The sequence below is a fragment of the Achromobacter sp. 46006 genome (assembly GCF_059761975.1).
Genome location: NZ_JCBANN010000015.1, coordinates 1 through 13,335 on the forward strand (window position 1 = coordinate 1; position 13,335 = coordinate 13,335).

Annotated in this window: 11 protein-coding genes and 3 tRNA genes; 5 read left to right on the forward strand and 9 right to left on the reverse strand. The window is 65.2% G+C overall.

All coding sequences use genetic code 11. The features are described from left to right. Positions 1-115: 115 nt before the first annotated feature. From AC6LKG_RS10260 to rnr, 7 genes are all read right to left on the reverse strand, one after another. The gene (locus tag AC6LKG_RS10260) at positions 116-913 is read right to left on the reverse strand and encodes an energy transducer TonB (RefSeq protein WP_498164217.1); all 798 of its coding nucleotides are present in this window, start codon (positions 911-913) and stop codon (positions 116-118) included. A 266-nt stretch (positions 914-1,179) separates the two neighbouring features. After that, positions 1,180-1,255 (reverse strand) — tRNA-Val (locus AC6LKG_RS10265). A gap of 147 nt (positions 1,256-1,402) precedes the next feature. Then, entirely contained in the window at positions 1,403-1,675 is a 273-nt protein-coding gene (locus AC6LKG_RS10270) for an HU family DNA-binding protein (RefSeq protein WP_003812968.1), read from the reverse strand. Positions 1,676-2,034: 359 nt separating this feature from the next. After that, the gene (locus tag AC6LKG_RS10275) at positions 2,035-2,715 is read right to left on the reverse strand and encodes a Fe2+-dependent dioxygenase (RefSeq protein WP_498164218.1); all 681 of its coding nucleotides are present in this window, start codon (positions 2,713-2,715) and stop codon (positions 2,035-2,037) included. Between the two features lie 53 nt (positions 2,716-2,768). Beyond that, positions 2,769-4,013 carry a cystathionine gamma-synthase family protein gene (locus tag AC6LKG_RS10280; protein ID WP_498164219.1) on the reverse strand — a complete coding sequence of 415 codons (1,245 nt, stop codon included), beginning with the start codon at positions 4,011-4,013 and terminating at the stop codon, positions 2,769-2,771. A gap of 42 nt (positions 4,014-4,055) precedes the next feature. Continuing rightward, positions 4,056-4,793 (reverse strand): 23S rRNA (guanosine(2251)-2'-O)-methyltransferase RlmB, encoded by a 738-nt coding sequence (gene rlmB, locus AC6LKG_RS10285; RefSeq protein ID WP_498164220.1) that lies wholly within the window; start codon positions 4,791-4,793, stop codon positions 4,056-4,058. Positions 4,794-4,983: 190 nt separating this feature from the next. Then, positions 4,984-7,449 (reverse strand): ribonuclease R, encoded by a 2,466-nt coding sequence (gene rnr, locus AC6LKG_RS10290; protein ID WP_498164221.1) that lies wholly within the window; start codon positions 7,447-7,449, stop codon positions 4,984-4,986. A 181-nt stretch (positions 7,450-7,630) separates the two neighbouring features. Between rnr and AC6LKG_RS10295 the strand changes: the two genes are divergently transcribed. After that, a tRNA-Leu gene (locus tag AC6LKG_RS10295) sits at positions 7,631-7,715 on the forward strand. Between the two features lie 174 nt (positions 7,716-7,889). On the opposite strand, the gene AC6LKG_RS10300 is transcribed toward AC6LKG_RS10295, so the two are convergent. After that, positions 7,890-8,501, reverse strand: a complete 612-nt coding sequence (locus AC6LKG_RS10300) for a tRNA-uridine aminocarboxypropyltransferase (protein ID WP_498164222.1) — start codon at positions 8,499-8,501, stop codon at positions 7,890-7,892. Positions 8,502-8,693: 192 nt separating this feature from the next. Here AC6LKG_RS10300 and AC6LKG_RS10305 point away from each other — a divergent pair. After that, positions 8,694-8,778 (forward strand) — tRNA-Leu (locus AC6LKG_RS10305). A 165-nt stretch (positions 8,779-8,943) separates the two neighbouring features. Here AC6LKG_RS10305 and AC6LKG_RS10310 read toward each other — a convergent pair. Next, positions 8,944-9,384 carry a GNAT family N-acetyltransferase gene (locus AC6LKG_RS10310; RefSeq protein WP_498164223.1) on the reverse strand — a complete coding sequence of 147 codons (441 nt, stop codon included), beginning with the start codon at positions 9,382-9,384 and terminating at the stop codon, positions 8,944-8,946. Between the two features lie 119 nt (positions 9,385-9,503). On the opposite strand from AC6LKG_RS10310, the gene AC6LKG_RS10315 reads away from it, so the two are divergent. The 3 genes from AC6LKG_RS10315 (at position 9,504) to AC6LKG_RS10325 (ending at position 13,322) form a co-directional block, all read left to right on the forward strand. After that, a complete protein-coding gene (locus AC6LKG_RS10315) occupies positions 9,504-10,412 on the forward strand; it encodes a DMT family transporter (RefSeq protein ID WP_498164224.1) in 909 nt (302 codons plus the stop codon). 31 nt (positions 10,413-10,443) lie between these two features. Further along, positions 10,444-11,388 carry an AEC family transporter gene (locus tag AC6LKG_RS10320; RefSeq protein WP_498164225.1) on the forward strand — a complete coding sequence of 315 codons (945 nt, stop codon included), beginning with the start codon at positions 10,444-10,446 and terminating at the stop codon, positions 11,386-11,388. 263 nt (positions 11,389-11,651) lie between these two features. Continuing rightward, the gene (locus AC6LKG_RS10325) at positions 11,652-13,322 is read left to right on the forward strand and encodes an FMN-binding glutamate synthase family protein (RefSeq protein ID WP_498164226.1); all 1,671 of its coding nucleotides are present in this window, start codon (positions 11,652-11,654) and stop codon (positions 13,320-13,322) included. The last annotated feature ends 13 nt before the right edge of the window (positions 13,323-13,335 follow it).

Consider the following 13,335-nt stretch of genomic DNA (forward strand, 5'->3'; position numbering starts at 1 on the left):
TTGCTGGGCGGCGGGCGCCGCGGCGGCAGCGGCGGGCGCCGCGACCGCCGGAGCCGCTGCCGGGCTGGTGGCCGCCTGCGCCACCAGGGTGGCGCTGTGCATTGCGTTGGACATCTCAGTTCCTCATTACGAAATCGAACGGAATCTTTGCTTTGGCGGGATAGGCCACGCCATTGCGGCTATAGGGTTTCATGCGGGCCTTGCGCGCGGCGGTCAGTGCCGATTCGTCCAGCCTGGGAAAGCCCGACGACGAATCGATCGTGGCCCGCTCGACCAGCCCTTGCGTATTGATTTCCACCAGCACCACCACCCGGCCCTCTTCCCGCATGCGCCGCGAAGCCATCGGATAATTGGGCATCGGCCGCGCGCCCAGGTATTCGATCTGGGTTTCCTGCAGGATCTGGTCGGGTGGCGGCCCCTGGCGCGGCGCCTGCGTGGCCTGCGCGCCATCCGGTGCGCCGGTGGGCGGCGTGTCGACGGGCGGCTCGGGCTTGGGCTCGGGCTTGATCTCCTGCTTGGGCTGGGGCTTGGGCTTCGGCTTGGGCTTTGGTTTCGGCTTGGGCGCCGGCATCGGCGGCTTTTCGACCACCTCGGGTTCGGGTTCCGGCTCGGGCTCCGGTTCCACCGTGGGTTCCGGCTCGGGTTCGACCTCGGGCTGCGGTTCAGGTGGCGGCTCGACCACCGGCTGCGGCGCTTCGGGCGTCGGCTCGGCTTTGGCAACCTGGGGAATGGGCGCTTCGACCACACTCACCATGATGGCCTCGGGTTCCTCCAGTTCGGGACGGTTCTCGGGAGCCAGGTAGATGGCATACACCACCGCGGCGTGTAGCGCGACGACCGCCAGGCCCGCGCCTATGCGTATGCCAAGGGAAGATGGCGGTGAAGGGTTCAGACCACGTTGAAAGCTAGGCATGAATCAGCCAGGGTGCATTAACTTATCTGGCCAGCCAGGAAAACACGCGTCACGAAGGCGCGCCGGCTGACCGGTACAAGCCAGACATCATATCTTAAATGCGAATGATTCGCACGTCATATTTCGTCTGCAACAGCATAACATTCAGCCAGACGGCAAGGTCCGCGCCGGCGAGCGGCAGGTCCATCGCACACCTCCCCACGGAAGACGCGCAAACAAAAAACCCGCCACGGTAACGTGTGCGGGTTTCTGATACGGCTTGCTGATGGTGGGTGCTACAGGGGTCGAACCTGTGACCTACGCCTTGTAAGGGCGCCGCTCTACCAACTGAGCTAAGCACCCGTCTGATTGTGGTCTCGCCGCGAACGCGATGCGGAAAAACACTGCCGGGTTACTCAAAAGCAATACGCGGGCCGGAGTATACCGGACCGCGTATCCGTCGGCAAATCAAGGGGTGCCGTGCACGCCCGATCCGCCTTGCCCGTCGATTCAGTTGACGGCATCCTTCAGGGCCTTGCCCGGACGGAACTTCGGCACCTTGGCCTTCTTGATCTTGATGGTTTCACCCGTGCGCGGGTTGCGGCCGGTGCGAGCGGCGCGAGCAGACACGGCAAACGTGCCGAAGCCCACCAGGGTGACCGTACCGCCCTTCTTCAGGGTGGTCTTGACGGCGCCGATCAGGGCGTCAAGCGAACGACCGGCGGCAGCCTTGGAGATGTCGGCCTTGCTGGCAATGTGATCGATGAGTTCGGTTTTGTTCATTCAGGTGTACCCCTCACAAGGTATGGAGTCTGCCGGGAGTGCAGTTCATCATGGCTGTCATGCTGGACATCACGACTAGGCGCGTAGACCCGACAAACGACGAACAGACTAGTGGATAAACTTTTTCTTGCGCTGCAAAGCACAACTTTTAAACTGCTGCGCCGCCTAGGTTTCAAGGGTTTCAAGGCCCTCGAACCGTCAGCGACGCAGACATGTATTAGGCCTTGGCGTAGAGCGGCTGTCAAGCGAAAACCTCACGTCAAGCCGCACCAATACTAGCTTTTAGGCCTTTCCGCAATAAACATAAACGCGCATTTCGGGGTTTGCGCGACAGCGCCTTGCAAACCCTGGGGCGCGCTTCAGACATCGGCCCAGCGGCGCAGCAAATTGTGATAAATGCCTGTGAGCTGAACGATCGATGGATGCCCCTGGGCATCCTGATTCAGGCGCTGGATCGCCACGTCCATGTCGAGCAGCAGGGCGCGCTGGCTGTCCTCGCGAACCAGGCTCTGCATCCAGAAGAACGAACTGATCCTGGCACCCCGCGTGACGGGATTGACCTTGTGCAGGCTGGTGCCGGGATACAGCACCATGTGCCCGGCCGGCAGCTTCACGCTGCGCGGCCCGTAGGTGTCGTCGATGACCAACTCGCCGCCGTCGTACGAGTCGGGCTCGGAAAAGAACAGCGTGGCCGACAGGTCCGTGCGCACGCGCTCGGCGGTGCCGACGATGCCGCGCACCGCGTTGTCGACGTGATAGCCGAAGGTCTCGCCACCCTCGTAGCGATTGAACAGCGGCGGAAAGATCTTGCGTGGCAGCGCCGCCGACATGAACAGGTTGTTGCCGGACAGGCGCTGCAGGATCAGGTTGCCGAGTTCCTGCGCCAGCGGATGCTGTTCGGACAACTGGCGGTTGTGCTTGACCGCGGCGGACTGGTGGCCGGCCGTGACCTTGCCATCCACCCAGTCGGCGGCCTCGAGGCGTTGGCGCAGCGTGGCCGCCTCGTCGGTGGAGAATACTTCGGCGATCTGTATCAGCATGGCTTCCTGTCCGGGTTGTGGCCGGCGCAGCACCACGCCGGGGACCCGTGGGATTATCCCTGCAGGCTGCCGTTGAGCGCCTGATCGAAGTCAAATAGCAGATCAGTCTCATCCTCGATGCCGACCGACACCCGGATCAGGCTGTCGGCGATGCCCATCTGCTTGCGCCGCTCGGCGCCCATCTCATAATAGATGGTATGCGCCGCCGGCAGCGCCAGGCTGCGCGTGTCGCCCAGGTGAGTCGCCATCAGCACGATGCGCAGGCGGTTCAGGAAATCGAAGCAATCCACGCCTTCGGCCAGCTCAACACCCAGCAAGCCGCCAAAGCGCGAGCCGAACAGCGCCGCGGCGCGCGCATGCTGCGGATGGCTGGCCAGACCGGGGTAATGCACCTTCGCCACGCCGCGATGCTCTTGCAGGAAACGTGCCAGCGCCAGCGCATTGGAGCAATGCTTGGCCATGCGCAGGGCCAGCGTCTCGGCCCCCACGGCGATGCGGTGCGCGGGCTCGGCCGCGAGCGTGCCGCCCATGTCGCGCAGGCCTTTCTTCTTGATCTGGGTCAGCCCCCAACTGGTGGAAGGGCCCTTGCGATAGGCGTCGTAGATGTTTGAATAATCGGCCCAGTCGTACAGGCCGGTGTCGGTAACGGCGCCGCCCAGCGCATTGCCGTGCCCGCCGATGTACTTGGACAGCGAATTCATCACCAACGAGGCGCCCACCGTCGACGGCCGGAACATCCAGGGCGACGTCAGCGTGTTGTCGACCACATAGACCAACCCCTTCTCGCGGCAGATCTCGCCGATGACCGCCAGGTCGGCCACCTGGGTGCCGGGATTGGCGATGGTTTCGGTGAACACCATGCGGGTATTGGGCAGGATCGCGGCGCGCACCTGCGCCGAATCGGTCGCGTCCACGAAGGTGATCTCCACCCCCAACTCCAGCAGCGTGCCAAGCAGGCTATTGGTGTTGCCGAACACGTACTGGCTCGACACCAGGTGGTCGCCGCGGCGCAGCAGCGTGGTGAAAATGGCCGCCAGCGCGGCCATGCCGGTGGCGAAGCTCACCGTGCCCTTGCCGCCTTCCATGAGATTGACCTTGGCCTCCAGCGCCGTGGTGGTCGGCGTGCCCTGGCGCGCGTAGGTGAAGCCCGGCTTGCCCTGGAACACCGCCGCCAGCTCGCGCGCATCGGCGTAGGCGAACTCCGATGAGGGATGCATCGGCTTGTGCACCGCTCCGTGCTCGACGGATTGCTGGCGGTCGGAATGGAGGATCGTGGTGGTAAAGCCGTTCTGGTGCATGATGGACTACGCGGGAAGGAAAGGGTCTACGGAAGTACGGGTTCAGGCTTGACGCTGGCGCACGGATTCATAGAGGCAGACGGCGCTGGCCACGCTGACGTTCAGGCTCTCGACCGAGCCCAGCATGGGGATATTGACCAGTTGATCGCAGGTCTCGCGCGTCAGGCGGCGCATGCCCTCGCCTTCGGCGCCCATGACCCACGCCATGGGCTGGCGCGCATCGACCTGATGCATGCTCTGCGTGGCCTGGTCGTCGGTCCCCACCAGCCAGACACCGCGATCCTTCAGGCCGCGCATGGTGCGCGCCAGATTGGTGACCATCAGGTACGGCACGGTATCGGCAGCGCCGCACGCCACGCGCTGCACCGTGCTGTTAAGCCCCACCGCACGATCGCGCGGCGCGATCACGGCGTGCACACCGGCGGCATCGGCCGTGCGCAGGCAGGCGCCAAGGTTGTGCGGATCCGTCACGCCATCCAGGATCAACAGCAACGGCGGTCCCTCGATCACGTCGAGCACTTCGTCCACGTCCACCGCCAACTGGCGCTCCTCCGCCAGCGCCACCACGCCCTGGTGGCGGGTCCCGCGCGCCAGCCCGTCCAGGCGCTCCATCGGAACCGGGTGCAGGCGGCAACCGGCCCGCTCGACCTGCTCGATGAACGTCTGCATGCGCTTGTCGCGACGCGACGCTTCTACGTAGATTTCCTTGATCGACTCGGGCGCGTGGCGCAGCCGCGCGACAACCGCGTGAAACCCGGCAAGGACTTGGGTCGACGCCATAAATGCAAATACCTTTAGAGAAACGAACGCCCGCCCCAGAGCGGGACGGGCCACCGGACACGGCCGGCCATAGGTGCAATGTTACCCCTTATGGGGCGCGCACCGGGCCCGTGCGCGCCGGACGCGGCGCTTTCAATGACGCTCGCGGCAACGCGGCGCCGGCCCGCCCTGGCGGCCACGAGCCGCCAAGTCAGTGGCGCTTGCGTGCCGTCTTCTTGGCTGGTGCGGTGCGCGGCGCGGTCTTGGCGGGCTTGCCAGCCTTCTTGGCCTCGGCGCGCCGTTCCTTGGCGGTCTGGCCCTTGAGCGCGGCCGGCTTGGGCGCGGCCGCCTTCTTCACGCGGCGCGGACCTTCGTCCGGCCCTCGCGCGGCGGCCTTGCGCAAGGCGTCGAAGCTGGTGCCCTGCACCAGGCGAAACTCGATCCGGCGGGCTTCCAGATCGACCCGCGATACCTGCACCTGCACCTTGTCGGTCAGGCGGTAGCGCATGCCGGTGCGTTCGCCGCGCAACTCGTGCAGCGCGTCGTTGAACTGGAAGTACTCGCCGCCCAGTTCGGAGACGTGCACGAGGCCTTCCACGTGCAGCGTGTCGAGCGTGACGAAGATACCGAAGCTGGCCACGCCGGTGACGGTGCCGCTGAAGTCCTCGCCCACGCGCTCCTTGACGAACCAGCACTTGAGCCAGGCCTCGACGTCGCGCGAGGCCTCGTCGGCGCGGCGTTCGCTGGCCGACAGCACCAGGCCCAGCTTTTCCCAGATGGCGTGCTCGTGCTCGCGCTGGGTGCGGCCGATCACCACCGGCTGGTCGTCCAGGCTGGGCACGTAGCGCTGGCCGGCCAGCAACGCCTTGATGACACGGTGAGTGAGCAGGTCCGGGTAGCGCCGGATCGGCGAAGTGAAGTGGCTGTAGCCGGGATACGACAGGCCGAAGTGGCCCAGGTTGTCCGGGCTGTAGATGGCCTGTTGCATCGAGCGCAGGCACATGGTCTGCAGCAACTGGTAGTCGGGACGCCCGCGCACCGAGTCGAGGAAATCACCGTAGTCCTTGGCGGTGGGCGTTTCGCCCCCGCCCAGCGACAAGCCCATGGTGCGCAGGAATTCGCGCAACGATTGCAGGCGCTCGGGGGTCGGGCCCTCGTGGATGCGATACAGGCCAGGGTGCTTGCTGCGCGCCATGAAATCGGCCGCGCAGGTATTGGCCGCCAGCATGCACTCTTCGATCAGCTTGTGGGCATCGTTGCGCACCGCAGGCACGATCTGCTCGATGCGGCCCAATTCATTGCAGACGATCTTGGTCTCGACCGTGTCGAAATCAATGGCGCCACGTTTTTTCCGGCTTTGCGACAGCAACTGGAAAAGCTCGTACAGATTCTGCACCTGCGGCATGACGGCGCGCATGGCATGGGCCGCGGGCCCGCCGGGCTGCTGCAGCGCGGCCCAGATATTGGTGTAGGTGGTACGGGCGTGCGAGTGCATCACCGCGTTATAGAACTGATAGGCCGTCACGGTCCCGGCCTTGGCGCCCGAGGCCGGGATCACCATGTCACACACCAGCACCAGGCGATCGACGTCCGGATTCAGCGAGCACAGGCCGTTGGACAGCGACTCGGGCAGCATCGGGATGACCCGGCGCGGAAAATACACGCTGGTGCCGCGCTCGAGCGCATCGTCGTCCAGCGCATCGCCGGGCCGCACGTAATGGCTGACGTCGGCGATGGCCACCAGCAGGCGCCAGCCCGGGCGCTTGCGTTGGCCCGTGCCCAACTCCACCGCCTCGCAGTAGACGGCGTCGTCGAAATCGCGCGCATCCTCGCCATCGATGGTGATCAACGGCACATCGCGCAGGTCTACGCGGTCTTTCAGGTCGGTCCTGCGCACCACATCCGGCAGCCGGGCGGCCTGCTTGCGCGCCGCCTCGGAAAATTCGACCGGCACGTCGAACTTGCGCACCGCGATCTCGATTTCCATGCCGGGATCGTCGATCTCGCCCAGCACCTCGGCCACGCGCCCCAGCGGTTGCGTGTGGCGGGTGGGCTGCTCCATGATCTCGACCGACACCACCTGCCCGTGCTGGGCACCATTGGTATCGCTGGGCGGAATCAGGATGTCGTGCTTGATGCGCTGGTCTTCCGGCACCACGATGGACAGGCCATGCTCGTGCAGGAAGCGGCCCACCAGTTTGTTGGTGCGGCGCTCGATGACTTCGACAATGGTGCCTTCCGGCTTGCCGCGGTATTCGCCCGACGGCTTGACCAGCACGCGGTCGCCGTGCAGCACCTTGAGCATTTCGCGCGGCGACAGGAACAGGTCCGGCCCGCCGTCGTCGCGCAACAGGAAGCCGAAGCCATCACGGTGGCCCAGCACCTTGCCGGCGACGAAATCCAGCTTGGTGGCCAGCAGCAGCACACCCTTGCGGTTCGGCATCAGCTGGCCGTCGCGCTCCATCGCGCCGAGGCGGCGTTCGAATCCCACCATCGTCGCCGGACGCTCCACGCCCATGCGCTCGGCCAGCTCCACCGGAGACAACGGCGCCCCCGCGGATCGCAGCGCTTTCAGGATGGCTTCACGGGACGGGACATCGGGATCGAAGTCTGGCGGCGCTTCCGGCAACGGAGTGGATCTGTTGTTGTTCGATTCGTTATTCGATCGTTTTGCCAAAGCTAATTTTTCCGTATATAATGCGCAGCTTCTGTGGTTCGCCCAAGGCTGAACACTGAAGCAGAAATGGTCAGACGGATTGTAGAGTGATTTTGCAATTGCGCTTTGAATACATGGGAATAAAAACCTCATGCAATCGAAGTGGCAGCGTATCACAAAGTTCTGACTGCAATGTCTCAGTGCCCAGGTGGCGGAATTGGTAGACGCGCATGGTTCAGGTCCATGTGCCGCAAGGTGTGGAGGTTCGAGTCCTCTCCTGGGCACCACGGAATTTCAGCCGAGGCTGTTTGGGTTTGCGATGACATCACGTCGCAATAAAAACAGGCAGTGTTGGCAAAAAATTGAAAGCCCCGAAAATCTCGCGATTTTCGGGGCTTTTGCTTTGCGCTTTGTGCGGCGGTCCCGCCCCCCCTTCCCCGCCGCCCACACCAAGACATCCTTCAGCGCCACGGCACCTTGCGGTTCAGGTGATGGCGCGCATACAGGTCCGCCCCCATCCCCGCGATCTGGCCATCGATCAAGGCCTCGAACGGTCGCAGCAGTTCATCGAAATTGCGTGGCGCCTCCAGCGCATTGAGCGCATGCGTCACCGCCTCAATGGTGGACAGTGCGCCCGGGATGTCCGCGTGCCGCACCCGGTAACGCGTTGCCAGGCCGGGCGGCAACATCACGCGCGGCAACGCGGCCAGTTGGGGATTGATGTGCAGCAGCTTGCGCGCATGAGTCCAGGTGCCGTCCGGCACGATCAATTGCACCGGCGCGCCCGTCGCGATGTCGCACCCCGGCATCAATACCTCCGCGCCCTCGCCGGGAAACAACACACAGGGCGCATAGCCGGGTTCGGCCCACTGCTCATGCTGAAAGTATTCGCCCACCAGGCGCCGCGCCCCATCCAGCCCCAACACCGCCAGCCGCGCTGTATTCAGCGCATGGCGCGCCTCGCTCGGATGCTGCAACACCACCACGCGGGTTCGCGGGCTCAGCGCCGGGATCAGGGCGCACAGGCAATGGGATCGGGGGCGCTTGCAGCGCAGGCAGAGGGAGCGTGACATGGGGCGACACTATAGCGAAGCCGGCCGCATCGAAAAAAAAGTGAAAAAAATGCTGCATGACTTGCACACTTCCCAAAAAGTATGCATAATCTCGTTCCTCTGCTGTTGAACACGAAACGAAACGCAGCCGGTAGCAAGAAGTCGAAAGACAGAACGTAAACTGGAAAGCGACGCGGAAGGTAAAACATCAGCGCCCAGGTGGCGGAATTGGTAGACGCGCATGGTTCAGGTCCATGTGCCGCAAGGTGTGGAGGTTCGAGTCCTCTCCTGGGCACCAATTATTACATCACGAGGTACCTGTCGTGATGCGCCGATAAAAACCCCGTTCGCGAAAGCGTGCGGGGTTTTTGTTTTGCGGCGCGCCAGGGCTTTTTTTGAAACGCGCCAGCGCGTGAAGGTGACGCGCCGGGTTCTGTTTTATTGCGCCCCTTCGCTAGCCCCCCTACGCCAGCGTCCGCGTCATGACGACGTGCGCGATGCCGGCCTCCATGAACTCCTCGCCTTCGACCCGGAACCCGTGGGCCTCGTAGAAGCCCTTGGCATGGGTCTGGGCATGCAACACCAGCATGCGATGGCCGTCGCCATGCCCCTGGCCGATCAAGGCATCGAGCAGTTGGCCGCCGACACCCAGCCCGCGCGCCCGCTTGAGCACCGCCATGCGGCCGATGTGGCCATCGGGCAACAGGCGGCCGGTACCCAGCGGCGTTCCGTCGGCGGCATAGGCCACCGCATGCACCGACACCGCATCATCATCGTCCATTTCGACCTCGGGCGGCACGCTCTGCTCGCGCACGAAGACGTCGTAACGGACCGACCCGGCGTCGTCGCGCAGGCGGTCCCAGGTTCCGAGAGTGATACGTACCACTGGTTTGTCGCTAGCCATTTGTGTTTCCTTGCGCAGCAGCTTGCCGATAAGGCAGTTGCGACATTTTCGCAGGGATGGCGCATCCGCGAAACAGGCGTACCATCGCGGCTGGCCCATTCCCGCAGCAGACCTCCGAGATGCCGCAAGCCGCAACGCCCACCTGGTTGAAATTCGCGCCTGTGCTTTTCCTGCTGCTCTGGGCCAGCGGTTTCGTGGTGCTCAAGGTGGGACTGGCCTACGCCGATCCACTGACGTTCCTGGCGCTGCGCTATGCCTGCGTGGTGGCGCTGCTGGCGCCGTTCCTGCTGGCGTTGCGTCCGCCATGGCCCCGGGACGCCAACGCCTGGGTCCATCTGGCCATGGTCGGCCTGCTGCTGCAGGCCGGCTACTTCTGCTGTACCTACCTGTCACTCAAACACGGCATGTCGGCCGGTGGCTTGGCGCTGATCACCTCGCTGCAACCTATCCTGATCGGGCTGCTGGCACCAATGATCGCCCACGAACGCGTCGACGCGCGACGCTGGGCGGGGCTGGGACTGGGGGTATCCGGCGCCGCGCTGGTCATTGTCGCCAAAGCGTCGGTCGATCTGGCTTCGACGCTCGGCCTGGTGTTCGCGGCCGCGGCCCTGCTCTGCATCACCAGCGGCACGCTGTACGAAAAGCGCTTCGGCGTGCAGACCCATCCCGTTACCGCCAACACGGTGCAATACACCGTGGGCCTGGCGGTCACGGCGCCGCTGGCCTACTGGCTCGAGCCGATGCGCATCGAATGGAACGCGCCACTGCTGGGTTCGCTGGCCTACCTGGTGGTGGGCAATTCGCTGGTCGCGATAACACTGCTGCTGGCCATGCTGCGCCACGGCGAGGCATCGCGCGTGTCGGCCTTGTTTTTCCTGGTGCCACCGTCCACGGCCGTCATTGCCTTGCTGGTGCTGGACGAACCCATCCCGTCACTGGCGTGGCCCGGCATGGCGCTGGCTGCGCTGGGCATCCTGCTGGTGACGCGTTCGGCGCGCCGCCGCGGCCTGCCGCGGCAAGTAGAATGAGCGCCTTTTCGCGCCCTTCCCTGTCACCGCCATGAATGCCGTCATCACCGCCGCCCTGCCGGTTTTCGCGCTGATCCTGACCGGATGGCTGGCGGCGCGTTGGCGCATCCTGGGCGCGGGCGCCACCGACGCGCTGAACCGCTACGTGGTCTACCTGTCGCTGCCGGCACTGCTGTTCCGCGCCATGACCCAGGTCGATCTGGCGCACATGGCGCACTGGGGGTTCGCCGGCGCCTTCGCCGGCGGCATCGCCGTTACCTTCCTGCTGGCGTTCCTGCCGCGCAAGCACGGCCCGCGCGGACTGACCGATCGTGGCATCGAAGGCCTGGCAGCGGCCTACGCCAACGCCGGCTACATGGGCATTCCGCTGTGCCTGGCGTTGTTCGGCGCCGACAGCCTGGCGCCCGCGGCTTTCAGCACGCTGCTGACGGCAAGCGTCCTGTTCGGCTGCACTATCGCCCTGATCGAGTTCGACCGCCAGCAGGCCCCGGGTCTGGCCGCCACGCTGGCCAAGGTCGGCCGCGCACTGATGCGCAATCCCCTGCTGGCCGCGCCGGTGCTGGGCCTGGCATGGGCCGGCACGGGCCTGGCGCTGCCCGAGGGGGTCGATCGCTATGTCTCGCTGCTGGGCGCCTCGGCCAGCCCCTGCGCCCTGGTGACCATCGGCCTGTTTCTGGCCCAGACCGAAACCGCCAGTCCCGGGCCGGGCGTGCTGCGACTGGTGGCCGGCAAACTGTTGCTGCAGCCGGCCGTGACCGCGCTGCTGGCATTCCAGGTGTTTTCCATGCCGCCGCTGTGGGCCTGGACGGCGGTACTGATGAGCGCCCTGCCGATCGGCACGGGCCCCTTCATGCTTGCGCAGATGTATGGCCGTGATGCACGCGTCACCTCCCGCGCGATCCTGGTATCCACCGTGCTCTCGGTACTGACGGTCAGCCTGCTGGTGGCCTGGATCAGCGCCCACCCGATCGCCTGAACACCATTCCAGGCCTGCCGGAGCCCGCTGTTCGGCCCGGCGGTCGGAAGCCTCAGCCCCAGCGTCCAATTACTGAAAAACACTGTTCCAGCAAAGCCCGCTGCGACGGGCTTTTTCGCATCCGCCTCCCCGCAACGCCAGCGTTGGCGCCGCTTTCGGAATGGCAGACCAATCCTGGATGATTGCCGCATCACGCCGCGCGTTTACCGGTTTTACAGTTGGCCTGGTGTATGGTTGCTGCATCCCGCAATACGGAGATGGACATGCAATGGATCGCCGGCCGCTATACGGCCTTTATCTTGACCGTGGTGGCCGCCGTCGCGAGCACCGCGCTGGTGTTCACGCACTCGTACTGGTGGCTTTGGGCCGCCGTGCCCCTGGTGCTGCTCGGACTGCTGGGCGTCTACGACCTGATCCAGACGCGCCACGCCATCCGCCGCAACTACCCGGTGCTGGGCAATCTGCGCTTCCTGTTCGAATTCATCCGCCCCGAGATCCGCCAGTACTTCCTGGAGGACGACACACAGGCTTCGCCGTTCTCGCGGGCGCAGCGCTCGATCGTGTACCAGCGCGCCAAGCGCGAAATCGACAAGCGCCCCTTCGGCACCCAGGAAGACGTATACGGCGACCGCTATGAATGGATCAACCATTCCATGTCGCCGACCCATATCGGCGACACCGATTTCCGCGTGACCGTCGGCGGCCCGGATTGCACCCAGCCGTATTCGATGTCGGCATTCAACGTCTCGGCGATGAGCTTTGGCGCGCTGTCGGCCAACGCCATCCTGGCGCTGAACGAAGGCGCGCGCCAGGGCGACTTCGCGCACGACACCGGCGAAGGCGGCATCAGCCGCTACCATCGCCAACCGGGCGGCAGCCTGGTGTGGAACATCGGATCAGGCTACTTCGGCTGCCGTGACGAGCACGGCGCCTTTTCCGAGGAAGCATTTGCCCGGAATGCCTGTACGCCGCAGGTCAAGATGATCGAGATCAAGTTGTCGCAGGGCGCCAAGCCGGGCCACGGCGGCATCCTGCCGGCGGGCAAGGTCACCCCGGAGATCGCCGAGGCGCGCGGCGTGGCCCCGTGGCAGGACTGCAACTCACCCGCCAGCCACTCGGCCTTCGATACGCCCATCGGCCTGATGAAATTCGTGGCGCGCCTGCGCGAGCTGTCCGGCGGCAAGCCGGTTGGGTTCAAATTCTGCGTCGGCCATCCCTGGGAGTGGTTCGCCATCGTCAAGGCCATGCTCGAAACCGGCATCACGCCCGACTTCATCGTGGTGGACGGCGCCGAAGGCGGCACCGGCGCCGCGCCGGTCGAGTTCGTCGACCACGTCGGCACGCCCCTGCGCGAGGCGCTGCGCCTGGTGCACAACACCCTGATCGGCGTGAACCTGCGCGACCGCATCAAGCTGGGCGCTTCAGGCAAGATCATCACCGCATTCGACATGGCCCGCGTCATGGCGATGGGCGCCGACTGGTGTAACGCCGCGCGCGGCTTCATGTTCGCCATCGGCTGCATCCAGGCCCAGGCTTGCCACACCGGCAAGTGCCCCACCGGCGTCACCACCCAGGATCCGCTGCGCCAGCGCGCCCTGGTTGTGCCGGACAAGGCCGAACGCGTGGCCAATTTCCACAAGAACACGCTGCACGCGCTAGCCGAACTGCTGGCCGCGGCCGGCCTGACCCATCCGGGCCAACTGCGCCCCCACCACATCGCCCGCCGCATTTCCCCGAGCGAAATCCGGCTGCTGTCGGCCCTGTTCCCCGAACTGGCGCCGGGAGAACTGCTGCGGGGGGAATTCCGCCACCAGGTGTTCCGCACCGGCTGGTCGATGGCACGCGCCGACTCGTTCCAGCCGACCCACGACATCAGCACCGCGCTGGCCCAGGAACATGCCATGGCGCATCCGCCGCGGCCCGCGCCAGCCTGAGCGCCCGCGCGCC